Annotated in this window: 25 protein-coding genes; 16 read left to right on the forward strand and 9 right to left on the reverse strand. The window is 46.6% G+C overall.

Annotated features, from left to right (window positions below):
* Positions 1-125 precede the first annotated feature (125 nt).
* The 5 genes from IT774_RS04115 to IT774_RS04135 are packed head-to-tail and all read right to left on the reverse strand — an operon-like array spanning position 126 to position 4,793.
* Positions 126-653 (reverse strand): GNAT family N-acetyltransferase, encoded by a 528-nt coding sequence (locus tag IT774_RS04115; RefSeq protein WP_195811460.1) that lies wholly within the window; start codon positions 651-653, stop codon positions 126-128.
* Positions 654-661: 8 nt separating this feature from the next.
* A complete protein-coding gene (locus tag IT774_RS04120; RefSeq protein ID WP_195811461.1) occupies positions 662-1,147 on the reverse strand; it encodes a GNAT family N-acetyltransferase in 486 nt (161 codons plus the stop codon).
* Positions 1,147-2,454 carry a FemAB family XrtA/PEP-CTERM system-associated protein gene (locus IT774_RS04125; RefSeq protein ID WP_218958944.1) on the reverse strand — a complete coding sequence of 436 codons (1,308 nt, stop codon included), beginning with the start codon at positions 2,452-2,454 and terminating at the stop codon, positions 1,147-1,149. Before IT774_RS04125 ends, IT774_RS04120 begins: the two co-directional genes overlap by 1 nt.
* Positions 2,455-2,457: 3 nt before the next feature.
* Positions 2,458-3,630, reverse strand: a complete 1,173-nt coding sequence (locus IT774_RS04130) for a DegT/DnrJ/EryC1/StrS family aminotransferase (protein ID WP_195811462.1) — start codon at positions 3,628-3,630, stop codon at positions 2,458-2,460.
* The gene (locus IT774_RS04135) at positions 3,627-4,793 is read right to left on the reverse strand and encodes a glycosyltransferase family 2 protein (RefSeq protein WP_195811463.1); all 1,167 of its coding nucleotides are present in this window, start codon (positions 4,791-4,793) and stop codon (positions 3,627-3,629) included. The genes IT774_RS04130 and IT774_RS04135 overlap by 4 nt, the downstream gene beginning before the upstream one ends.
* A gap of 269 nt (positions 4,794-5,062) precedes the next feature.
* On the opposite strand from IT774_RS04135, the gene xrt reads away from it, so the two are divergent.
* The 3 genes from xrt (at position 5,063) to IT774_RS04150 (ending at position 7,580) form a co-directional block, all read left to right on the forward strand.
* The gene (xrt, locus tag IT774_RS04140) at positions 5,063-6,517 is read left to right on the forward strand and encodes an exosortase (RefSeq protein ID WP_195811464.1); all 1,455 of its coding nucleotides are present in this window, start codon (positions 5,063-5,065) and stop codon (positions 6,515-6,517) included.
* On the forward strand, positions 6,517-6,804 hold the full coding sequence (locus IT774_RS04145; RefSeq protein ID WP_195811465.1) for a glycosyltransferase: 288 nt from the start codon (positions 6,517-6,519) through the stop codon (positions 6,802-6,804). The genes xrt and IT774_RS04145 overlap by 1 nt, the downstream gene beginning before the upstream one ends.
* A gap of 137 nt (positions 6,805-6,941) precedes the next feature.
* Positions 6,942-7,580 (forward strand): glycosyltransferase, encoded by a 639-nt coding sequence (locus IT774_RS04150; protein WP_195811466.1) that lies wholly within the window; start codon positions 6,942-6,944, stop codon positions 7,578-7,580.
* A gap of 75 nt (positions 7,581-7,655) precedes the next feature.
* Here the strand turns inward: IT774_RS04150 and IT774_RS04155 are convergent, their stop codons facing one another.
* Together IT774_RS04155 and IT774_RS04160 are read right to left on the reverse strand one after the other, a co-directional pair.
* A complete protein-coding gene (locus IT774_RS04155) occupies positions 7,656-8,486 on the reverse strand; it encodes a sulfotransferase family protein (protein ID WP_195811467.1) in 831 nt (276 codons plus the stop codon).
* A gap of 2 nt (positions 8,487-8,488) precedes the next feature.
* Complete coding sequence (locus tag IT774_RS04160; RefSeq protein WP_218958945.1) at positions 8,489-9,274, reverse strand: hypothetical protein; 786 nt, start codon at positions 9,272-9,274, stop codon at positions 8,489-8,491.
* Between the two features lie 148 nt (positions 9,275-9,422).
* On the opposite strand from IT774_RS04160, the gene IT774_RS04165 reads away from it, so the two are divergent.
* The 5 genes from IT774_RS04165 (at position 9,423) to IT774_RS04185 (ending at position 14,741) form a co-directional block, all read left to right on the forward strand.
* On the forward strand, positions 9,423-10,181 hold the full coding sequence (locus tag IT774_RS04165; RefSeq protein WP_195811469.1) for a sulfotransferase family 2 domain-containing protein: 759 nt from the start codon (positions 9,423-9,425) through the stop codon (positions 10,179-10,181).
* Positions 10,174-11,322, forward strand: a complete 1,149-nt coding sequence (locus IT774_RS04170) for a glycosyltransferase family 4 protein (protein WP_195811470.1) — start codon at positions 10,174-10,176, stop codon at positions 11,320-11,322. Before IT774_RS04165 ends, IT774_RS04170 begins: the two co-directional genes overlap by 8 nt.
* 4 nt (positions 11,323-11,326) lie before the next feature.
* Entirely contained in the window at positions 11,327-12,577 is a 1,251-nt protein-coding gene (locus IT774_RS04175; protein ID WP_195811471.1) for a glycosyltransferase family 4 protein, read from the forward strand.
* A gap of 63 nt (positions 12,578-12,640) precedes the next feature.
* A complete protein-coding gene (locus IT774_RS04180) occupies positions 12,641-13,402 on the forward strand; it encodes a glycosyltransferase (protein ID WP_195811472.1) in 762 nt (253 codons plus the stop codon).
* Between the two features lie 67 nt (positions 13,403-13,469).
* The gene (locus IT774_RS04185) at positions 13,470-14,741 is read left to right on the forward strand and encodes a lipopolysaccharide biosynthesis protein (protein ID WP_195811473.1); all 1,272 of its coding nucleotides are present in this window, start codon (positions 13,470-13,472) and stop codon (positions 14,739-14,741) included.
* Here the strand turns inward: IT774_RS04185 and IT774_RS04190 are convergent.
* On the reverse strand, positions 14,732-14,950 hold the full coding sequence (locus IT774_RS04190; RefSeq protein ID WP_195811474.1) for a hypothetical protein: 219 nt from the start codon (positions 14,948-14,950) through the stop codon (positions 14,732-14,734). The two genes, IT774_RS04185 and IT774_RS04190, sit on opposite strands and share 10 nt — an antisense overlap.
* A 116-nt stretch (positions 14,951-15,066) precedes the next feature.
* Between IT774_RS04190 and IT774_RS04195 the strand changes: the two genes are divergently transcribed.
* The 5 genes from IT774_RS04195 to IT774_RS04215 all read left to right on the forward strand — a co-directional run bounded on the left by IT774_RS04195 (position 15,067) and on the right by IT774_RS04215 (position 19,880).
* Positions 15,067-15,942, forward strand: a complete 876-nt coding sequence (locus tag IT774_RS04195; RefSeq protein ID WP_195811475.1) for a glycosyltransferase family 2 protein — start codon at positions 15,067-15,069, stop codon at positions 15,940-15,942.
* A gap of 31 nt (positions 15,943-15,973) precedes the next feature.
* Positions 15,974-17,023, forward strand: a complete 1,050-nt coding sequence (locus tag IT774_RS04200) for a CDP-glycerol glycerophosphotransferase family protein (RefSeq protein ID WP_195811476.1) — start codon at positions 15,974-15,976, stop codon at positions 17,021-17,023.
* Positions 17,020-17,412, forward strand: a complete 393-nt coding sequence (locus tag IT774_RS04205; RefSeq protein WP_195811477.1) for an adenylyltransferase/cytidyltransferase family protein — start codon at positions 17,020-17,022, stop codon at positions 17,410-17,412. Before IT774_RS04200 ends, IT774_RS04205 begins: the two co-directional genes overlap by 4 nt.
* 75 nt (positions 17,413-17,487) lie before the next feature.
* Positions 17,488-18,360 carry a sulfotransferase gene (locus IT774_RS04210; protein WP_195811478.1) on the forward strand — a complete coding sequence of 291 codons (873 nt, stop codon included), beginning with the start codon at positions 17,488-17,490 and terminating at the stop codon, positions 18,358-18,360.
* A 182-nt stretch (positions 18,361-18,542) separates the two neighbouring features.
* Positions 18,543-19,880: a glycosyltransferase family 4 protein gene (locus tag IT774_RS04215; protein WP_195811479.1), complete on the forward strand. Its 1,338-nt coding sequence runs from the start codon at positions 18,543-18,545 to the stop codon at positions 19,878-19,880.
* A gap of 513 nt (positions 19,881-20,393) precedes the next feature.
* Here IT774_RS04215 and IT774_RS04220 read toward each other — a convergent pair.
* A complete protein-coding gene (locus tag IT774_RS04220; protein WP_195811480.1) occupies positions 20,394-20,582 on the reverse strand; it encodes an IS3 family transposase in 189 nt (62 codons plus the stop codon).
* A 761-nt stretch (positions 20,583-21,343) separates the two neighbouring features.
* Here IT774_RS04220 and IT774_RS04225 point away from each other — a divergent pair.
* Genes IT774_RS04225 through IT774_RS04235 form a run of 3 tightly spaced genes read left to right on the forward strand, consistent with a single transcriptional unit; the run spans position 21,344 to position 23,489 of the window.
* Positions 21,344-21,559, forward strand: coding sequence for a hypothetical protein (locus IT774_RS04225; protein WP_195811481.1), 216 nt, complete (start codon positions 21,344-21,346; stop codon positions 21,557-21,559).
* A complete protein-coding gene (locus tag IT774_RS04230) occupies positions 21,556-22,545 on the forward strand; it encodes a sulfotransferase (RefSeq protein WP_195811482.1) in 990 nt (329 codons plus the stop codon). Before IT774_RS04225 ends, IT774_RS04230 begins: the two co-directional genes overlap by 4 nt.
* On the forward strand, positions 22,542-23,489 hold the full coding sequence (locus IT774_RS04235; protein ID WP_195811483.1) for a glycosyltransferase family 2 protein: 948 nt from the start codon (positions 22,542-22,544) through the stop codon (positions 23,487-23,489). Before IT774_RS04230 ends, IT774_RS04235 begins: the two co-directional genes overlap by 4 nt.
* Positions 23,490-23,706 lie beyond the last annotated feature (217 nt).

Consider the following 23,706-nt stretch of genomic DNA (forward strand, 5'->3'; position numbering starts at 1 on the left):
CAGCAACCAGAGGGCCAACCGTCGAAATGAGGCAAGTCTACTTTGGCAGCCGAGATATTTTAAACGCAATCTAGGATGTCGGGGAGGCAGCCACAAGACAGCCGCAAGGCAGTCTAAATCACCGTTTACCCGGAGTTTCGCTTCAGCCACAACTCAGTAAATAAGCGGTCCTTTAAATTTGAACCAAACTGACCTTTAAGCAGCATTGCAGAGTTTGTGAGATGAGTATTTCCCCAGTCCTGCTTATAGCTTTCTTCTCCGCGTAAAAAATCGATGGTATCAAGCTGCATAGTGGGAAGTTGCTGAATAATTTCGTGTAACAGGATTATCCCTGGCGACAGCGAGCGCTGTTCATCGGTAGTTACCGGGACATAGTAATATAAGGTCTGCTGGTATTTGAAACCTAAATGCGCGGCCAGGTAGGCGCCGTCTTTTTTGATAAACGCCAGGTGCAAAGACGAACGATACTGATTGAACAGTGCAAGGACTGAGCTTCGTTGCTTCTCACTGGTAAGGCTGTTGGCGCCATGACGCTGGGCACTTTTGTCGAGGATCCAGCTTATCAGTGTTTCGTCAAAGGCGGCATCTGTTTGTATCTCTATGTCGCCGGTTTGTTCCAGCTTTCGTTTCCGTCGCCGGGCTTCACGCGCCACCTTGGCTTTTACCGGCGCGCCTGACTCGCGATAAAAAGTCTGTTGCCAACCCTGACAGGCGACCGCGCCTGTTTCATGAAGTAACTGTTTAAGGGGGGCGACGGGTAGGGCAGATACCAGGAAAAGCGTTTAACAGGGCTGTTAGCCGTGGCCAGATACTGCACCATGTGAGCAAAGATTTCGGCTGCCTGAGGGTGGTCTTCACCTAGAAGATGCTGATAATCGGTGAAGCGCTGGCACAGGTGAGTCACCACACGGGTGTTTACCCGATGGGACAGGTGCGTGGTAGTTAGTGGCAAAATAGCCACACACTGGCCTTCATGCCATGCACTTAGCACAAAGATATTATCCGGTTTTTGGTGCTGCGCTTGCTGCCAACACCACTCAAAGCGGATAAACACCGAGGCCCCGGTATTGTTTTCCAGTGCCTGCCAGTGTGGTTTTAACGCCTGCATTTGCGACAAGCCGGTCGCTAACTGTAACTGAATCTGCATCAGGGCAGTTGGCTAGAAACAAATGGCCCGATTTTGCGGGTGACCCATACCGGTAAACGCTGCCACACTCCAATAGCGAGCTTGAACTTTGGGTTATCCGGGTTTAACGACTCACCAGCGGGATCCTGACTGAACTGATACCAATAGTGCTGATACGGTTCGGCGCCCCATTGTTTTTTGAAACGGTACGTGCCGGCATCCTGCGTGGAGCGGCCAAAGTCAAACCAGTGCATGCCTTTTGAAATAGCAAACTTAAGCATGTTGTCGTACAACCACATGTTCATGTTCATCTTGTTGGCTTCTCTTACCGTCGAGGCCCAGGGTATTTCCATCATATTGCGGTGTCTTAACAAAAAGCCGGTGGCCACCGGTTGATTATCAACATAAGCCATGGCGATGTAAGTATGCTCCGGCAGCTTGTCCATCAGCAATTCAAAGAACGCCCGGCTGTTAACCGGGGTGCCCAGGTCGCGCATATTGCGGGCGAACACCGTATAAAAGTCGTCCAGCAGCTCCCTGCCACCTATTCTAAAACGAGGGCGGTAGGGGTCGGCTTTTTTAACCTGTGCCCGTACTTTTGCGCCAATCTCGTCTTCGAATGCTTCGGCGGTATCAGGCAGGGCGCGAAGCATCGATACTTTCTTGGTGGAGGCCGGGTAGTCTGTCTGCTGTAAAGTGCGCACCTCTACATACTTCAGCTGCCCCTGTTCGCCTTCTTGTTTCGCTATTGCCAGCAACGCCTCAAAAACATTTTTAAAGCGGGTGACCGGACCGCCATAGTTAAAAAACGGCATTGAAACCGCGAAGCTGCCTAACAACGGCGTGGTCATAAAAATCAGCGGCATGCCACCGATAACGCGGCCTGAATTATCTTTAGCGATAAGCATTTCGGCGCTTACGTGGGGTTGGGCACATATAAACTCCCACACGGCGCGACTATGATAGGCCGAGGCAGCTGGATGCTGCTCAACAAACTTCCACCAATCTGACAGGTCAGCAGAATCAGGCACCCGACTAATGGTGAAGTCTTTATCAAAAGCGTCGGCGATGGCGGCAAATTGCCCCGGCAGCTTGCGCGATGGCTTGTCGGAGGTGTCGTCGTTTTGCGCTTTAAGCAGTTTTTTTTGTTCAGCCTCCAGCGCTTTTACCTCGGCACTGATTTGCTGCATTTGTTCGATAAGTGCGGCATGTTCTGAGCTGCCATTTTCTACACTTTTGAATTGCCGGGCAATCTTACCCTTGCTGGCTTTTAACTTTTTTAATTCAGCTTTTACCGTTTCTGGTTCCATGATTTCTAAACTACTCATAAATCAGGCCGCAGGCTTGTCAGACAGCCATTGGCGGTGCTCATCGATGATATGAATCATCTGGTGCACATGTTTGGGTTTAACCCCCTTATGCAAAGGAAGGGTGAGCAGCCCGTCGGCCAGCTGTTGACAAACCGGGGTGCTAAACGGGGTATTGGCTAACTCGTCGATACCATCAATACTGGCTAGGGGCCGGACATACATGGCAGAAGCACCAAGGCCTGCTCCATTCAGTTTTGCTAACAGTGCATCACGGCTTTCCCGTGACTGAGTAATTAGCGGAAATCTGAGCAGACGTTTTTCCTGAGCTTGCTGTGGCCACAGTACCGGCATTGCCTGTAACAATTGCTGCTGAACCCGGCAATGGCCTCGTAAGTAAGCCATCACTGCCGACGGCATTCTTTGCTGGCGTGGCTGTGAAAGCGCCTCAACGGTGGTCAGCGGATGATATTCAGTTGCGCCCAGATTCAGACCCGGCGCCCGGGTTAGCGCGCCATAAAAAATCGGATGACATAACCAGTTGAAGGCCTGAGCCTTAAGCTTGAGCCGGCTGCTACTTTCCTGAGTCGCATTAAGGTGTAGCTTGAAATCACTGATGCGTTGGTGATTCCAGGCCAGCATACCGCCGCCTAGCAAATTGACTGGTTTGCCACGACCGAAGGAGGTAATAAAAAAATCCGCAGACAGAGTGTCTTCCGGCAACTCATAGTTTTCGAGCGTAAAGCGCTTGCGATCAATACTGCATTCAGGAAACCACTGGGCATTGTCTTCAATGATTAATACCTGCTCACCCAGCGTATTGCGTAGCTGTTTAACCGGCATGCTGATACCAAACAAGGCCGGGCAAATCACCGCATCAATACTGTCGCCTAGCTCGGCGAGTTGACCAGCATCAAAGTTGTAGCAGTCCTGCTGTATATCAACAATGACCGGCGTGGCACCCGCGTACACACAGGCGGCCACCAGATCGGGACAGGCATAACCGGGGATGACCACCCGGTAAGGCTCGTCGGTAGAACGCTGCTGGGTGGCCCAGCGTAATATCGCGCCCAGCGCAGCAGTGCCTGAGTTGACTAAGGTATAGTCAAAGCCTACAAAGCTCAGTGGGCTAACGGCATAGTCGGCCGACCAGGAAAGTGCCTTGGTGCCTACCGGCGGAAGTTGCTGCCAGCTCATCGTGCGGAAGGCTGCCAGACCGTCATCCGTTTGCCCGACAGAAACTGTATGCCCGCATCCAGCAGCGCAATATTCACCTGAGTGAAGAAGTAAATAATCTTGGCCCAGGATTTATTTCGCAATGATTCAGACCAGTGGGCGGCAATGGCAATGCCATAAAAAGCCAACTGGGCTAAATAGGCCAGTACATAAAACCCGCCTTCTTCCATCATACAAAAGGGCGTCACAATAAACAGAGCCGCCAGCGTCCATGGCACCGTCCAGCGCATCAACTTATGGGCAAACACCTGATAGGCGAATAACCCGAATTTGCCTGGGTTTAGCACCTCGGTGTGGCGTTCCAGCGCCGTCATACCCCGGATAACCGTGCGAATTTTACGAGCATATTCTTTGCTGGGGTCGGCAAGGTCGGTATAAAAGCCCAGCACATCAGGGGCGGTAACCGCTTTATAGCCGGCCTGGACACAATTTAAGGCGGTGTTGAAGTCACTGGGCGTGTGAATGTCCCATTGCTCGCACACCTCAACCCGGGCTGCAAAAAAGGACCCGCTCAGGCCTACCAGCCCCGCCAGTTTAGATTCCTGGTTGCGAAGCCACATTTCATATTTTACGTACGCCCCTTCACCGGCCACACTGCCCTCTTTGCTGACAAAGCGATCTTCACTGGAAATAGCGCCCACGTCCGGATCATCAAAATATCTTGCCAGTTTCATGATGCCGTCAGGCTCGATACGGGTGGCGACATCGGAAAACACAATAATGCCATGCTCAACGGTATTGATGGCCGCCAGTTGGGCGTTTTCTTTACCTAAACGTTCCTGAGCACGCACCAGGCGTACATTACGATCAGCATAAGACTGCACAATCGCATCGGTCTCATCGGTGGAACTATCGGAGGCTATCACCAGGCTAAGTTTGCCTTCGGGGTATTCAAGCTCCAGCGAGTTTTCGATTTTATCTTTAATCCGCTTTTCTTCATTGTAAGCAGTCACTATCAGCGTAATCTCAGGGTACTCATGAGACTCAGACTGAGGCTCAGCGTCCGGCGCAGGAGAATGATTGCGTGCTTTGAACTTGTTCAGCAAAAGCAGGGTAAAAGGATAAATAAAATAACTAAATACGGAAAGTAGTACGAGTAACCAGAATAAAAACGTCATATCCATTGTTTAGTGACTGCCCATGTTGTTGTTACTTTACAGAGAATTTCTGCCGAAGTACAAACATCCCTATCGGTACAGGCGACACTATTGCCTATGCTACCCGGGATGCTTGAGTTGCACTAATATACGTAAAGAGTAAGATAAGGCTCATCAAAATCGTGATAATTTTTTATGATTATTCGCCTGCACTTATCATGCCTGCGCATGAGAACAGTGCCCTGCCGGTGAATTGATGATAGCGCCACTGAAGTAACAGGAATCCAAAGCACAATATGGACAAATCAGGTTTAGTATCGTCAGTCAGCTGGAAAGTGCTGGCTGTTATCGTCGCCGCACTGGTAATCACCGGGCTTATTATCCCCGATACCTACCACACCCTGCATGAATTATGGACCAAGAATAACGAAACCTACTCCCACGGTTATATCCTGCTGGGTTTTGCAATTTATGTTCTGGTGACCGACTTTCGCTGGCAACAGTTTTCCCCTTCATTTTTATATGCACCATTAGCGCTGGGCGCGGGTCTGGTGTGGCTGGCAGCAGAAGCGGTTCAGGTAATGCTGATTCAAACGCTGGTGCTGCCCGGGGTCTTGTGGTGTCTGCTGGCATCCATGGTGGGCTTTAAGAACAGCCTGAAAACCCTGGTGCCGGTATTATCACTGTATTTAGCCTTACCTATTATGGATATTCTGGTGGTGCCGCTACAAAACCTGACCACCTGGGTAAATACCCGGCTGATTCAGGCGGTCGGTATCACCGCGTATATTGAAACCTACAATATTCATATGCCCTACGGCATTATGCGTATTGCTCACGGGTGTGCCGGCCTGAACTATTTGCTGGCCGGCATGTGTCTGGGTATTTTTTATGCTTATCTTAATCTGCAACGTTTGTCGCTGCAGATACGAGCCGTCGTGGTCATTTTGCTGCTGTCATTGGTTGGCAACTGGATCCGGGTTTTTGCGCTGATCATGATTGGCTATGAAAGCAAAATGCAAAGCGAATTGGTGTATGATCATGGCTTCTTTGGCTGGGTGATCTTTGCGGTACTGGCAGTATTTTTCTTCTTTTATGCCAAACGTCTGGAAGCCAAAGATGGTGAATTTGAAAGCACCGGACGTGAGCCCTCACTTCCGCTTTCACCAAAGATGATTGCTGCTATTGGTACCACCCTGGCGGCATTTTGGGCGGTGCCGGCAAGTTGGCAGATGCTCAATAGTCAGGTTAGCGCCAATACGGTGCAAATTACGCTGCCCGAGTCATTGCAAATGCTGAACAAAACCAGCCTGCCATTAAGTCGTGTTGGCGCCAATTACGAAGGTAACGATGCCTCTGCGGTATATAGCGGCCGGGTCGAGGGTTACCGACTGAATGTGCTGGTGGCGGCCTACCGCACCCAAAAACAAGGCAAAGAGCTGATTTACTATGCCAATAAACCGGCGAATCAATTAAGCCAGAGAACCACCATTAAAGTGGGTGAGAAAAGTTTAAATGCCGCCACACCAGCGGCGACTCAACGGGTATTCTGGCTTTATAAGGTAGGCAATAGTGTAACCCTGACCGACATGCAGACCAAACTGGCGCAATTAACGCATATTCTTGATACGCCGGTGGTCAGCGTGGTGGCGCTGCAGGTTAACTGTCAGCGCCAATGTCCGGATAATACCAGTCTTATGCAAACGTTACAGCCTCAGCTGGAGGCGCTGGTCACGGTTGAGGTGCAATAATGAAGATTATGCATATTGCCTCGGGTGATAAATGGGCCGGGGCTGAAGTTCAGGTGTGGACCCTGTGTGCCGAACTGGTGAAGCAGGGCCACGCGGTGAGTGCGATTATTCTTAATCCGGGGCGCCTGGCAGAGCAACTCATGCAGGCGGGCGTTACCGTGACGGTGCTGGATGAAACCCGCTTCAGTTTTGGCAAATTGCTGCAAAAAATCAGGCTGGAGCTACGCCGTACCCAGCCTGAGGTGGTACATACTCACCGGCAAAAAGAAAATATTCTGGGTCGGTAGCAAATCGGCTGACTATTCGGGCCAAATGCTTTCGCACCGTACATGGGGCACCTGAGTTTGCGCCCAGTGCAAAACAACGGGTTCAGATAGGTCTGGACCGGTATTGCGGACGATATCTGCAGCACGGTGTGATCAGTGTGGCGGACGAGTTAACCCAAAAGCTGACTGGTATATTTGCACCCTCGCATATACATACCATTGCTAATGGAATCAGCGCCGACTCTGTGCAACAGGATGCTACTTCACAGCAAGTACCGGCACCGAATAACAGGGTAAAACATATCGGTTTTGTGGGGCGCATAGAGCCGGTAAAACGAGTGGATTTGTTTTTAGAAGCGGCCAAAGCGCTACTGCAAACCGACCCGCAATCGCTTCATTTTCATATTTTTGGCGATGGCCGTTTAAAAGATGACTATGTGCAGTGGGTCAGGGCAGGGCAGCTTGAACAGCATATCACCTTTCATGGGCACACCGATGTCATTCGCGGCTGGATACAGCACATGGATGTACTGCTTATGCCTTCCGATCACGAAGGCTTACCGATGACCGCGCTGGAAAGCCTGGCGCTTGGCACGCCGATGGTGGCGCATGCCACCGGTGGCCTTGTGCCTTTGCTAAAAGCGGCAGAATGTGACGGGCTGGTAGAGCAACACACTGCCTCAGCTTATGCCAGCAAAGTGGCAACCATGCTGGCTTCCCCGGCTAATGTGAGCTTACCTGCTGAATATGAAGCGGCGCATAATGCCCAGAGTATTTTAGCGCTGTATCAGGGGTGATACAGCGCACTAACCACGCTTATCAGAAGTTTTACCCGTGAACCCTGCCATTCAGGCAGTGCCTGGGTTTATCAACTACAGTTTGTCGTAGCCTAAGCGTTCCAGCATAAAGGCGGCTTTACGATTGAAGGTTTCGATATCTTCAGCCGATAGCTTTTTAATGCTACTGGCATTCATATCTTTTACGCTGTCATTGCGCTCGTGAATCGCGAAGTTTTGCGACGCAACATCCGGAAAGGCGGGTAGGCCTAAAAAGCTGGCGATGTTATCCAGCTCCTGCTGGGGCGAGCTGGCCAGGTCTTCGTAACGCAGCAAATGAAAATTGTTAAGATGTTTTGCATCATCAAGCATAACTTCGTTGCTACGGGCCCACTGCCAGGCCGATTTATCCATCGGCCAGCCATCTTTGATCGATTTCGGATCCCCTTTGCGGGAAATGCCTTCGGCTACCGCATAGCCATTTCGGACAATGCCAATAAAGTGCGCGTTTTCAAAATGTTTCTGAAGCCAGCGGGTACGGGCCGCATTGGGCGGGGATTTTTCTACCAGCACCGGCTTACTGAGGTCCAGGCGCATACCCCATTCTTTTTTAATCCGCACCACATCCGGGCCTTCGTCATTTTCATTAAGGCGGAAAATGTCTTCACGGTCGACCCACATTCTGGGAATGCCCAGATCATAGTCTTTTTGAAACTGGTCGGTAATAAAATGCCCTTCGGTGGGCAGGGCAGACATATCCGGATGGCGGCCCATAAGCTCAGAGAGCAGTGTGGTGCCGGAGTTATAACATCCAACAATAAAGACCCACTTTTTTGGCTTAGGGATAGGCTTAGCGGCAATTTTCACTTCGCGAAAAATATTGCCCAGCGCTTCACGCGCGACGGCTTTAAATCTGGTTCCAGCCATGTTTACCTCAATACTGCATTAATGTCATAACCAAACCGGTCCACGATAAACTGTTCTCTGGTACCTATAATATTAGCGGTTTGCTCATCATAATAGTGAGAAACATCTTTACGCGAAGATGTATTGGTTTTTTTGTTTTTGCCCGCCATTATGGCTTCGCGATCAGACTCTGAAACTGAAATGCCGGCTTTTTTCAATGCTGCCAGAAAGTCCTCTTCAAGGCGCTCCTGGCGAACGAATGCATCTACGAATCCTTGCGTATTCCAGATCTCTTTTAATGCTTCCGGATTAGTATTAAGAGCTTCGTCGTACAGTTTTTCATCCAGCCCCGTAAAAAGTTTGAAAAAGCGGTAACTCAACACACCGGCAGACTGACTAAAAGGACTAAAGCCATACCCTTCGCCAATATCCAGGGCCCGGTCAGCATCAAACATCAGCTGGACCCAACGTCTGAAGCCTTCTACATCGTTGGCATCGGTATACACTGACTGCCAGTCACCAACATTCTTTTTGGCATCGTGGCGCATTTGTTTAAGCAAATAGCCTGGTTGCACATGCGCAGACCCCATCTCCCGGTGCAGCTGGCGCCAGCAATAGCGAAAGCTGGTCTGCCGGGTAGATTGGAGGTAGACGCTACCTTTATTGTCGCAGCCATAACCCCACAGGCTCACATACCAGTCCCATGGATTACGAATTGATCCTAATACGAAGTTTTTACGAAGATACTTCGGGATTTTGTTGTGTTTACCAATTTGCTCTCCGCCGATATAGGTAGAAAGCAGCTTCAATAAATGGCTACCCGCCGTTTTGTGTAATTCAGTAAAAACAAGATTTTCAGAGACAAACATAACAGAGATTTCGAAAGCATTTGCCGCATAGCATATACAAAAACTCTGTTGTACCATAACCCTAATTTACTAAATTTTGATGTAGCCTGTGATTAGAAGTATTTACTATAAAGTGGTTCCCGCTGAGTGGCGTTTCTGGCTTTACAAACAGCGAAACAAAGATGCAATTGCTGAGTTACGTCAGACGGTAAATCCGTCTTCAAAAGGCGACTTTTCTTTGGCTCCTTACCAGCAAAAGAAAACCATTTTTGTGCATATCACAAAAACTGCAGGTACCTCTGTTGCCCTGACTTTATTCGGGGCTTTGCCGTATCATTATCGTGCCTGGGAATACCGCGTAATTTTTGGCCGCAAAGACTTTAACGAGTATTTTAAATTCGCGTATGTCAGAAACCCGTGGGATCGTCTGTATTCTGCTTTTTCGTTTTTAAAAGGCGGCGGCTGGGATAACAAAGATAAGCAGTGGGCTGAAGAAAACCTTGCGGGCATCAATGATTTTAACGACTTTGTAATTAACTGGCTTACCCCAGATCGTCTGCATTCCTATATTCACTTTTGGCCCCAGTCTGACTTTATTTGTGACAGTAAAAACCGGGCAATGATTGATTATCTGGCTTACTTTGAAACCATCGGCGAAGACTTTGATTATATTGCCAGCCGTATAGGCTGTACCGAATCCTTACAGCATACCAACGCTTCAAAACGTCAAGGTTATCAGGACGTTTACACTCAGGAGGCCCGGCATAAAGTGGCCTTGTTGTATGCCCGCGATATCAACAATTTTGGCTACACTTTCGACGGCTATAAAAGAAAACAGATTAAGAATCAGGCGTTTGTTGATGCATAATTCTGCTAAGCCGGCAATTTTGTGCGTGGCTAACTGGAAATCGGATGTGGGCTATGCCTGGTGGCTGATGGAAAGTTACTGGGTAAAAATCAGCGAATTGTACGCTGATAAGTACACCACATTACTGGCCTATCCTGAAATCAATGCGGTTCCCGAAGCCATTGAAAATAGTGATATTCACTATTTTCAGCATAGCTTTAGAGCCTCGTCTGTTGGCGATATCAGGCGCAATATGGCTTTGATTAAAAAGCACAATATCAAAGTACTGTACTTGTCGGATTATGGTGTGTCAGCACCGGACTATGCCCTTTACCGCACGGCCGGAGTAGAAAAAATTATTGTGCATGATCACACCCCGGGTCTTCGAACCAAGGCCTCAGGTATCAAAAAGCTTTTGAAAAAGGTGAAGGCTAATCTGCCCCTGATGCGAGCTGATGCCGCCTTTGGCGCTACTGGCTTTGTCACCCGGCGGCTAACCGATACCGCCTGCTTTGACGCTTCTCGCTGTTATACGGTGCAAAATGGCATCTTGCCTTTTAATCCTACCGCGACCCCGGAAAATCGCTGGCAACAGCTGGTGGGTAATACGGGGGCCAGAGTCATAGTTACTGCTGCCAGAGCAAACCGGTACAAGGGGATAGATTTTGCCCTTCAGGTGGTGGCAGAGCTTGTACACACTCATAAGCAAACCGATATTATTTATTTATTATGTGGTGACGGCCCTGATTTAGAGGCTTTCCGCGAACAGGCAGCATCGTTAGGCATTGAGTCATATTGCCGCTTTCCTGGTCGGGTGGATAATGCCAGTCAGCTGCTGGGGTATTGCTATTTAGGATTTCAGCCAGCGCAGGGTGAGGTGGGCTATTCCTTGTCTATCTTAGAGTATATGTATGCCGGTTTGCCGGTGGTGGTACCAGATAACAAATCAGTGTGTGAAGCAACCGCGAATAACAAAACCGGCACCATTTACCCGCAGGGAAATGTTAAGCTGGCCGCCGATGCTATTGCCGGTTATCTGGACAACCCGGCAAGCCAGCAACGCCAGGGTGCTGCCGCCAAGCAAACCGTTGAGCAGCAATACACATTACACGCCACGCATAATGCGCTGGCCCATGCTTTTACGTCAGTAGTAGGACGCTAATTTAATGCCCGGCCCCAGTTTTAAAGCATTTGATAAAAACGGTGACCATCAGCAACTTAAAGTATTAACGCTGGCAGCCATGTATCCCAGCAAAGTTCAGCCCTGGATGATCAATCACCTTTACCAGATTGAACAAAACGGCGGGCAGAACCGGATTATTTCCGTTGAAACCGAAGACTACACCTTTGATGAGGCATTGGCTGACTTCGATTTTGCCAATTATTACTGGCATATGGGCAGCGAGCGCAAGGAGCAGCTGGTAAACGCAGTCAAACAATTGCGTGAACCGCAAATACTGAAAAACACCTGTAAGCTATTAAGTCAAAGTAGCTGGCCTGATTCCATAAAGAAAAAAGTCAGGCATGGTCTCAATGCATACAGCTTTACCTTAAAGCCAGATGTTATTCATAGCCACAGCGAAATTGCAGGCTCTCGGTTTTTGAGCCTTATTGAAGCAAACGGTGCCCCGCTGGTGCATACCTTTCATGGCCAGACCCCGGTGGGCGTACCTTCCATCAGCACCGAAGCCAGACTGCGTTATTCACAGGCTGCCCGAGCAATCCTGGTTAATACGCAATTTGCCAAACGTCAATATGAAGCGTTAGGCGCAAAAAATAGTAATTTTGTCATAATTCCGCAGGGTATTGACCTGTCTCAGTGGGACTTTGCGCCCCTGCCACCGCCAGTGAAAGGCGAGCCGCTGCATATTCTGACAGTAGGGCGCATTGTAGAAGAAAAGGGCCATAAATATGTGATAGAGGCCCTCAAACTGTTGACCGAGAAGGGTGTGAATGCCTGTTACCATATTGTGGGCCGGGGCCCGGAGTTGAGCAATTTGCAACAGCAGACCAAAGCACTGGGGCTTACCAACAAGGTAATTTTTCATGGAGTGCTAACCGGGCAGGCGTTAAAACAACAGTATGCGCAATCGCACATTTTTGTGTTGCCCAGCTTAAAAGGGGATGGCCAGCTTTGGGAAGAAACCCAGGGGGTGGTGGTTCAGGAAGCTCAGGCCAGCGGCAGGCTGGTGATTGGCGCAGACTCCGGCGGTATTCCTGAATCTATTGTAGATGGCGAAAATGGCTTTATTGTGCCCGATAGAGAACCTAACGCGCTGGTGCACAAAATAATAGATATCGTCAATGCACCAGAGAAATGGCAAGCCTGGCAACAGGCAGGGAGAAACTGGACCCAGAGTCATTACGATCTGAAAGTCGTGGGAGCCCGGGTCTATGATGTGTATAAAAATTTATAAAGTATAAAAAAGCTCAGCGTGATCACGCTAATTAAAATTGAAGATTGTTTTAGGATTTAGATTATGGATAACGAAAAGCGTCTTGTGGTTACCATTGTGATTGGCGAAGAGATTGGTTCTTTAGCTAAGTATACAGTGCCGACTATGGAAGCTTATGCGAAGAAGGTTGGCGCCGACTTTAAACAGCTTGGTAAAACCGAGATTTCAGATAAGTATCTTGAACCATATGAAAAAAATCAGATTCGAAAATTTTTTGATAAATATGACAAGGTATTGTTTATTGATGCAGATATTCTGGTGACTCCAGACGCGGCCGATTTTTTTGATGCTTGCGAAGGCGATAATATGGGCATGGTAAGTGTAGATAAGTATTATCCCGTCGCAGAGCGCGAAAAAAAGAATTTGCAAAAAGTACTGGGCGAAGTTGACTGGAAAAAAGACTATTTCAATGCCGGGGTAATGCTTTACACGTCTAAGTATCAGCACGTTCTTAACACTGACGATGGTTTAATAGACAAGTGGCGGGCCGCGCAGGCAAAAGGGATGGACGGCAGAAACGATCAAAGTATTTTTAACTACCGAGTCAATAAACACGATATTCCCACAACATTTGTTGATAGAGGTTTTAACTTTACCCGTGTTTTTGGGTGTTTTGAAAAACGCTTCTCACAGTATTTTATTCATTATGCCGGGCTTAAGGGCAACCGTTTAACCCGCATCAAAGTTGATAACTATGTAATGAACACGCCTTTGTTATACAAGATACTTAAAAAGTGCCCTAAAGTTACCTGGGTGTTCGACCGGGTTATTCTGCGTATACTATAACGTCTCAGCGAGGCCTGTATTCACAGGCTTCTTTTTCTAACACTTCAATTTACACATAGGCAGTTGTATGAACCTTAGCAGGCTTAATAAGAATCCTGTGGCCTGGTATTCCACCGGTACTATTTTACGCCAGCTAACCGCGTTCATTATGCTCCCGGTCTACACTCAGTATTTGTCGCCGGCAGAGTACGGCATTGTGGGCTTTTTGGCTGTTATTCTGGGCATTTACGAATTATTTTTAGGTGCGCGGTTTGGCATGGCCTTGCCAAAATTTTTCTATGACAAAGACACCGGTGAAGAGCGTCACCGGCTGGTCAGTTCGGCATTGCTGGCAACCGCCGGGGCAAGTATTCTAGGGGCAGTGGCTTTTGCATTATCGTCAGGGCCTCTGGCAACGCACTTTTTTGAACGCTCTGATCTTACGCTTGCGTTAGCCGCCTACGGCATCACCTTGCTCACCAGCTCAATTGAAGAATATACCCTGGTGTTTTTGCGTCTGCGCGATAAGCCTTTCTTTTTCTTTGTAATGTCTATCATGAAGCTGACCTTGCAGGTTGGTCTGAATCTGTACTTTTTAATTGTGCAGGAATTAGGCGTAGCCGGTGTTATTTACGGTAACGTGGTCGCCTCCATGATTATGGCAGTTATTTCTGGCGCATATACTTATGGTATCTGTGGGTGGCATTTCGACCGGGCGCAGGTTAAGGCGCTGATTATGTATACCTGGCCTATGTGGCTAAGTGGGATTGCAGCGGTCTATATCAGCTTTATGACTAACTTTATGCTGAAGCATTTTGCTAGTTTAGAAGAAGTCGGTTTATTTCATTTTGGCCAAAAATTCGCCACGTTAATTGCGCTGCTTCTATGGCGGCCGTTTAATCAGTGGTGGCAAACTGAAAGGTTCAAGGTCGCCAAACATTCGGATAATCCCCAAGAAACTTTTGGTAGTGCCTTTATTCTGATTTTATGCATTATGTGTGTTGGGGTGTATGGAATCAGCATTTTTTCCGGCAGTGTTATCGAGCTTATGGCCGACCCGTCTTATCTGGCGGCAGCCAGTGTAATACCGATTCTGTGCTTTACCGTAATGGGCTCCCAGCTTGGCCTCTTTTTTAATTTCCCGTTTTTGAAGACATCAAAAACCGGCTACTTTCCCAAATTCAAGTTTGCCCGGGCATTTTTGCTTACCATCTTAATGTGGTGGTTTACCTCACAGTGGCAATTGCAGGGGCGGTATTTGCCATTCTCACCTGTCAGCTGCTTGAATTGGCGGCGCTCTATATTTTTGGACAAAAACTGTATGATCAGGGAATTCCGGTCAAAACATTTTTACTGGTAGTGGGTGTCACTGTCGCCAGTATCATACTCACCAGACACTTTGTTGAGCCGTCTCTGTCGTTCTGGATACGCAACGGCTACAACGTAATCGCCACCGTCTTTTTTGTAGCGGCGCTTGCTGTAGTGCTGTTCGGGCTGACTCGCCATGGTTTGAGGGTGTTTAAATTTATCACCGGTAAAGCCTGAATAACTCACATTCACATGTGGCAAGAAAAATGCTTAATCCTTTCAATATCTCTGCAATTAGCCTGACAGTGTACCAAAGCAGGTAAGGACACCTATACTCAAAGTTTCTGGCAATTGGCAGCTTTTGAAAAGGTGGCAATATGTGTCTTGTATCTACAATAATCCCTACCCACAATCGAAGTGAATGGCTGTGTGACGCCATAGAAAGCGTGCTTGCGCAAACATACACCGACATAGAGTTGATCGTGGTTGATGATGGCTCTACCGAAGACATACGGGGAAATATTAATAAACGTTTTCCAAACAATTCTTTTTTATTTGCTCGCAATGAAGTGACTACCAGCCCTGGTTCAGCTCGCAATAGAGGCGCAGCATTAGCACAGGGAAAATATCTCGCATTCCTTGATTCTGATGATTTATGGCTTCCGGATAAACTTGAAAAACAAGTCGCGCTGCTGGAGCAACATAGTGCTGAAGGCGCGGCGTTAGCAGGAGGAGCGTGCAGGTATATGACCAGCGATGGCAAACCTACGCTGCGACCTTCTTTCCCACCGGCGTCGGCGGGTTACGAAGACTTTATTTGCCGCATAAAAATGCCGGGCTCAGGTTCCAATAATTTAATTCTGAAAGCGGCGTTTGATGAGGTAGGCGGCTTTCGGGAGGATTTGCAACGGGCTGAAGACAAGCAGCTGTGGCTAAAGCTATTAAAACGCTATAGCGTAGTTTATGTTCCTGACATTACTGCGGTTATTCGGATTCACAACAACGCCAGGGTTAATGTGGACGAAACCGTAGTGGTATGTAATCGGTTAGCAGTAGACAATGAAATTGAAGACTCAAATCTGCGTCGCAAAGCTATCGCTTTTACGTATTTTGTTATGTTTAATCGATTGTGGGGCAAAGAAAAATGGTTGGCGGCTAAGTATTTGCTCAAGTCTTTCTGTAAGTACCCTTTTAAAATTGAACCAAGTGCGAACCGACTTTCAGCAATTAAAGATAAATTACTTCATAGTTAGTATCTTTTAAGGGAAAGGTGACATCTCAAAGATGGGCAAAAAAAAACAAGTAAATCATCTCTTTTCGTGTGCTCGAAAAGTTCTCAATAGTAAAAAGAGAATACTTTTTGTGGCGCCGGTAGAGTTTCATGTACCTCACCTTGAGCCAGTCATAAATCAGCTCAAACAGAATACCATGTTTGAAGTGCACACCCTTGGGCCTTTTTCGGACGTATCGGGGCACCGACATTTTACCAAGCAACATGAAATGGCTTTTGTTACCGCTTATGATTTGGTGGTTTCCACCGATTTTAGTGTAGTGCCTTACTGGATAGCAGCTCCGAAAGCTTTTTTTGGGCACGGCATAGGTCCAAAGGTTAATTATCAGGGTCGGGAGCCGATTAGGGATTTTACCTACAGTTTTTGTCCTTGTTCTGCATTTTATCAGGTACACAAACAGGCCGGTTTACAATGTTATAAAATCGGTCTGCCTATTCTGGATAATCCGACGCCGCCTGCTATTCAGCCGCTTTTGACAAGTTTTGGTTTACCCACAGATTTACCCCTGCTGGTATACGCGCCTAGTTGGAGTGGTACTTCGAAGGTTATTTCAGATATTCCCACCATCCTTAAAAAGCTTGAATTGCTCAGTGAAAAGATGAATATTGTGGTTAGCCCACACCCGAATTTACTGAATCCTAAACGCTACTCTCAATATAATTTATTTGTAAAAACCAGCCTGCCCGTGAACCGACCTGGTGGAGCATTCAATACTTTTGATTTGTGCAAAGCAGCAGAATACGTAGTAAGTGACATAAGCTCTGTGCTGTTTGAATCTATGGCATTGGGTAAAATAGTACTGTTTGATGGCAATCGGGAAATTTATGAATTCAGTGATGCCGGGCAGATTCTTGAGCAAATGTTGCCTGAAGTGCCTACCGTAAATTGGGATGAACCTTTAGATACTCAGTTAACAGCGGCAAAGAATTACCCCCAACCAAACTGCTTCATCCAGAACTATCTATACAACAACGGCAGGGCGGGGCTGGTAATGGAAAAAGCGATAAAAAATATACTTAATATCAGGGAGTGCAACGAGTGAAACGAATTGTAACTTTTGGCACATTTGATTTATTTCACGTGGGCCATGCCAATCTTTTGCAACGTGCCGCAGCGCTGGGCGACATTTTACTGGTAGGGGTCTCGACCGACGAGCTGAACCTGAACAAGAAAGGTCGTAAACCTCTTTATAGCTATGAAGATCGGGTAAAAATTATCAGTAGCCTGCGCTATGTAAATTTGTGCTTTGCGGAAGAGTCACTAGAGAAAAAAGCTGATTATTTAAGGTATTACGAAGCTGATGTGTTAGTCATGGGCGACGACTGGAAGGGTAAATTTGATCATCTTAAAGAAGTCTGTGAAGTAGTTTATCTTGAACGTACACCTTCGGTTTCAACCACTGAAATAATTGAAGTCATATCCAGCAAGTAGCCAATTTAATTTGCTGCCGGACAGGCCGTTACACTAACAATTAGTCTGGAGAAGACTGACAAAATCGGAGTGCAAATGCAGAATCAGGAAATGAGTACCGCTTATTCTGACGCCGTAGCTCGTTTTAACAAGAGTCAGTATAAAATTTTACCCCGTAAGCTATTTCAAAAGCGTCAATTCCAGGCGTTTTGCATCGGTACGCCCAAATCGGGTACGCATTCGGTAGATACTTTGTGCAGTGCCTATCGAAGCCGGCATGAGCCGGACGAAAAGTTTATGATTAGTTTTATAAGCCAGCTCAAAAATGGCCAGGTCAGTACTCAGGACGCCATCGACATTCTCAAAAAACGGGACTATCACCATTGGCTTGAGATGGAGTCTTCCCATTATTGCGGAGAAATTATTGAACCCTTGTATGAAGCATTTCCCAAAGCCCAATACATTCTGACGGTCCGTGACTGTGTGTCATGGGTTGACTCATGGTTCAATCATCAGCTAGCCCGTAAGCGTCTACCCGAAGATTCAATCTTCAGTATCGGAAGAGCTAATTATTACGATATGGGGCTTAGCTATAGCCGCCATGACAGATTTTTAGAAGAGCTCGGGTTGTACCCTTTAAAAGCTTACCTTACCTATTGGGCTAATCGAAACGCCGGAGTATTAAATACTATCGCCCCGTCTCAGCTGTTAATATTGCAAACAAATCAGATAAGCAAACAGGCTTCGTTGCTCGCTTCCTTTTTGGGGATTCAGCCTGGCACGTTACAACTAGAAAAAGCTCATCAGTTCAAAGCAAAAGAAAAATTTCATATTATCAATCGAATTGATAAACACTACCTTGAAGATAGTTTTGAGGAGATTTGTGGCGAAGTACATAGTCAGACATTTCCGGAAGTTAGTATAAATGGCCTAATTGAGAAAAAGTTGGCTAGGGCAGATGTGGCTTAACATCACTTCACATTAAAACGGAATGTTAACAGAAATTGCAATAAAACAGTAAAAGTTGAAGCTGTATCAGCTTCGCTCTGTGGTTTACATAGAAATAAGAAAGAGAGTTCACCAACTATCAGGTAATTAAAAGGTGACGATCTGTGCTTCACAAGCTACTATCGTACTTCAGGTATGGCTCAATGGATGAATATTACATGGACAGTTACTATTTTTCTCCGTTCAAAGAGAAGAGAGGCGAGACAGCGCTCAATGTGCTCACCGTAACAGAAGCTTTTCCAAATTTAGTGCAGCCCTGGTTAGTTAATCAACTTGTACAAATAGAAAAGCAGGGTGGAGACAATCGAATAATTTCATTTCGAGAAGAGGAGCTTCCGAAAACTCTCGTCAACTTAAGTGGCCTGGAGCAAAAATATTGTTGCGTAGGTAACGACCGGCCATCGCTGTTGAATTTTTTTTCCAAGAACGTGTTTAGGCTGAGTAGTCTACGTAGTGTGGCAACTCTTACAAAATATTATATTGTTTCTGGACGTTTTTGTAGACCTAAAAAGCTGTTATTTGAGCTGATGTCCTCTCCTGCATTCTGCGTCAAACCGGATTTGGTTCATTCACATGCCGAAAAAGCCGCTGACAAACTAAATAATTTGATTAGAGCATTAGGAGTGCCCCATGTTGTTACGTTTCATGGGTTACCTCCCGCGGATGTGACTCAACTGACAATTAAGGGAAGGCAACAATTTGCAAACACAGTCGATCTTGTGTTTGTAAATACAGAATTTGCTAAGCAGCATTACATATCTTTAGGCGGTCCTGAAGACAAAGTCCAGGTGGTGCCCCAGGGAGTAGATCTAACGCAATGGCACTATCAGCCCGTTTCGCCTCCAACCTCAACTGAGCCACTTCAGCTTCTTACTGTTGGTCGTCTGTCTGAGGAAAAAGGCCATAAGTATGTTATTAATGCGCTGTGCTTGCTCTCAAAATATGGTGTAAATGTGCAGTATCATATCGTTGGAAGAGGTCCTGAAGGCGCTAGGCTAGAAAAACAAGTGAAGGAATTGGGACTAGAAAAAAATGTAGTATTTCATGGAATTCTTAAAGGCGAAGAATTGCGTCAACGCTACGTACAGTCACACATTTTTATATTGCCCAGTATTAAAGGCAATGGAAAAGCAGAAGAAACACAGGGAGTAGTAATTCAGGAAGCTCAGGCTAGTGGTGTTTTGGTAATTGGCACGAATACAGGTGGTATTCCAGAATGTTTGGATAATGGAACGTCTGGGTTCGTCGTGCCTGACAAAAATGCTTATGCGATCGCTGAAATGGTAACTCACCTTTTCTCTAGAAAGTCAGAGTGGCCCCTTATTCAGGCGAAAGCTAGAAAATGGGTTGAAACTTACTACTGTGCAGATAAAATTGGCCAGAAAATGAACCAGTATTACAGGCTGGCCATTCAAAATTACAATCAATCAGTAGCGGAGCAACTGGTTGAAAGTAATAGCTTATTAGCCGATGACAATTAAAGTTCTTCATTATTCTGGTTGGGTAGGAAAGTAAAGCTCGTAAAAAATCATAAAATCTGTTTGCAGATTAATAGGTCATTCAAACAGTTTTTAAACAGCGCAGCTATAAATATCAGCCTTGTGCCCATTCTCTTAGCTTCTTAGTTAATGTGATGGGTTCCACCCCGTTTTCACGGACGGATTAGTATAGACGTAAAATTGCTGTCTAAATTGCCAGACTACGTCAGTCCTTGCTACATCCTGTGTTCGGTATTATTGATCGTTAATGCGTTCACGTTTTGGTCTATCGAGGAAGCCTTAACAGGTGATATTGTCTGCACAGTGGCCTACAGCACTCATGCTACTTGTTAAATTTTTTGCGTTTGAGTAGTTTCTGATAAACGCCGCCGGTACATTGCGTCCCATGATCTCGATTATGGCAGCGACCCACTTGGTCTCCGGCTGCAGTGCCATAAAGTCGCGTTCAAAATGGTTGGCGAGCCCAACAGGACGCATTGTCTTTCGTTTTGCGCCTCAGTGTTTTCTGCGCGGCCCGCCATAAAGCCGATTTTCTAGCATTAATCGAGCAATACAATTCAAGCTGGCTTTAATACCTTCACTGTGCAGATCTTCATATCTTCTTGGTGCGCCGATGATACCGCCGCTGTCTGCGTGAATTTTACGCATTCGCTCGAGTGCTTGTGTATTGATGATGTCGCGCACACTAGGCTTACGCTTCTTCCACGCATGATAACCGCGCGGGGTTGACGAACAAGCATCGACACATACTGCGAACAGCAAAGCTTATTCTACAACGCGATATGGCCTGATACCTTGCGGTAATTCTTTGGCGAAGAACGTTGCCGCTTCTCGCAAAAAATAGCGCTCCTTTCTTACCTTGGCAAGTTCGCGCTTGAGCGTGGCAAACTCTTAATCGCGAGGGGTACCCTGGCCTTGAAACGTCTCGCGTCTGGCTTGTTCGGCATCACGCTTCCAGCTATTTAAATTGTTTGGATGAACTTCAATATCCAATGCTATCTGGCGACAACTCACACCCGGTTACTGGGTCAGTAATACGGCTTCGCGTTTAAACTCGAATAAATACTTTCTTCGTTTGGTCATAAACATTCTTTTTAGACACAGTATTTCTTTTTATGGATGTTTCCGTAAAATATGGGTAGACCCCCTGGGGTAGTTTTACTGTAAAGGTATCGGGTATCCTCCTGAGAAATCCATTAATAGCCTTAGTATTTAGGTTAAGTTCCTTGTTCAGGCATTTAAAAATGTTTTTCATGATAGAAAGTCATATGACAAGTAAGCTAAAGTAAGATCCGGAAGAATCAAATAGTTTTTCAAACCTTTTCTGCGGTATTTTTTCAGATGGGCTCATTCAATAAAAGTGGTAATTCCGATTTTGCCTGTGAAAGACTGAACCTAAACCGCCTGGTGCGAGTAGAGTAGAGGCCGATCAGAAATGAAGACTGGTGAGTGTAAGTGAGCATGTAAATAATCACCCTTCTTTGGCGCAAATGCATGCTACCCTCAATGGTAATCGTATAAATAAACGACTAATGGTAGCTGTTTGGGTTGATGCGGCTATCAAAATGTATTCAACGGGTAATTTTATGAAGACAAAGAAACTTGAAGTAAAATCCTGGTTAGAAGAAACACCGCTGTTTAATAAAGCTACTGATTTATGAGTCAGTTTAAGAGCTGGTTTTCTAAAACGCACAGTGTTCCCTTATTTCAAAAAGAGCAGTCACGAAAACATATTCAGGTGCCCATATGGAAGCTAGCCATTAAGGGAAAGTCTCACTCGATCCTCAGGCCGAAGGCCTTCAAGCGGGTAAATAGTTTTGTTCAATTTTTAAGTTTTCCCCGTTCAGGGCACTCACTTATCGGCTCGCTGCTCGATGCTCATCCCAATGCAATCGTGTCTCATGAATTAGATGCCATGGGGCTGATTCACAAAGGGCTATCCAAAAACATTATTTATGGGCTCATTGAGAATAATTCTAACGCATTTACCCGGCACGGACGTTTTTGGAATGGCTTTTCTTATGAGGTGAAAAATCAGCTGCATGGCGACTCGGATTGCCTGACTGTGATAGGGGATAAAAAGGGCGACTGGGCGGTTCGGTGGTTTGATAAAGATCCCCAATTAATAACAAAATTACGCCAGACCACAGACGATAAAATCCGGTGGATACTGGTGACGCGCAATCCGCTGGATAACATTGCCACATTATCGCTTCGTAAAAACCGAACCTATGATGAAGTTCGCATCCAACATAAGTCTGGCGATACCTTTGCCGCTGAACTAAAAAATAAGCAGGAATCCGGAACCATCGCTGCCAGTGTCCGGGACGATATGATTGCCGATTACCGTCTTCTTTGTAATACCATTTCGAACATGCAACACCAGTTGGCAGACGAAGAAGTGCTACATGTTATTTATGAAGATTTTTGTGCAGATCCCGACAAAGGGTTGAGCAGACTTTGTGATTTTCTGAATATTGAACCGTCGGCCGACTATCTTCGAAATTGCTCGGCAAAAATCACTAAGAGCCTGCACAAAAGCCGGCAACGCGTAGAGTGGTCACAAACCCAGGTGGATGAGGTCAGGGATATCGCCCAAAACCATGAATTTCTTAATTGTTATCTAAACGATATGGACATCAAATGACTGAAATCAAACTGATAACATGTGTGGGTGTTGAACACGATTTAGCCCTTCTTCCGCATTTTTTACAGTATTACCAGGGGCTGGGAATTTCAGCCGGAAATATACATGCTGTGCTTCACGCATCTGAAGATAATACCGCTGAAATGGACAAGGCAGTTGCACTGCTGAGTGATTATGGTATCAGACCGCAGGAGAGGTGGATTGCGCCCTATACCAGCAAATCGATGTGGGACAAACGGCGCGAAATTCAAAAAAAAGTAGCAAAAGCAGATGACTGGATCATTAGCGCAGACGTGGACGAGTTTCATGAGTTTCCGGTCGATTTAAAGGAATTTCTGGTCTATTGCGACAAAAAAAAGCTTAACTGTATTCAGGGTGTTTTTGTTGATCGTCTTGCCCATGATGGAAAACTTACGCCGGTAGCGCCAGATACCCCAATTTGGGAGCAGTATCCTATCCAGGCTGATGTAATGTGTACCATCAGACAATACGAACAAGGCAATTGGGCGGCGGGCACGGTAAATGTGATGGCGTGTAAAGGCAGTGTGCTTCCTTCATTAGGGGGGCATAGCGCCTTAGCCGGCGAGACGCCGGTTAACTATCTTTTTGGAAGGCATCTGGGAAAATTACCAGGTATTGGCAGAGCTCAGGTGCGTTTTGCCGTCCCGCTGCGCGTTCACCATTTCAAATGGACCGACAGACTCACTGCCAGCCTGAAAAAAAGACTATCTACACCCGGCGTCAGTGAAAGGGGGAAAATGTACGGGGAAGCTTTGCTCAATCACATTGATGGACCAGGCCGGATTCTGGTGGAAAAAATGCCTGTAAGAACGCCTGGTTTTTTTGAACGGCTACCCTGGAAATACCAACTTAATGCCTTTTCACAACGTCTTCTCAGGATTCGTATTTCCAATAAACTAAAAAAAATCGTGAGCAAGCAATAAGGTGTGAGAATGAATCCTCTTCGTCGAATCATAGAGACATGCTGCAGACATTGGGGCTGCTTACTGGCTCAAGTGCACATTAAGAGGGCTATGGGGAGTAGAAAAGCAGTGTATGACTGTGTCACTAAGTAAACAGGCGTTCAACCTGAAGTGACGTTGCCATTGGCTTTTAGAAAATGCTATCAAAGGAAAACAAGGACTATTGATGAGCAATGAG

This window comes from Salinimonas marina, assembly GCF_015644725.1.
Classification (GTDB): domain Bacteria; phylum Pseudomonadota; class Gammaproteobacteria; order Enterobacterales; family Alteromonadaceae; genus Alteromonas.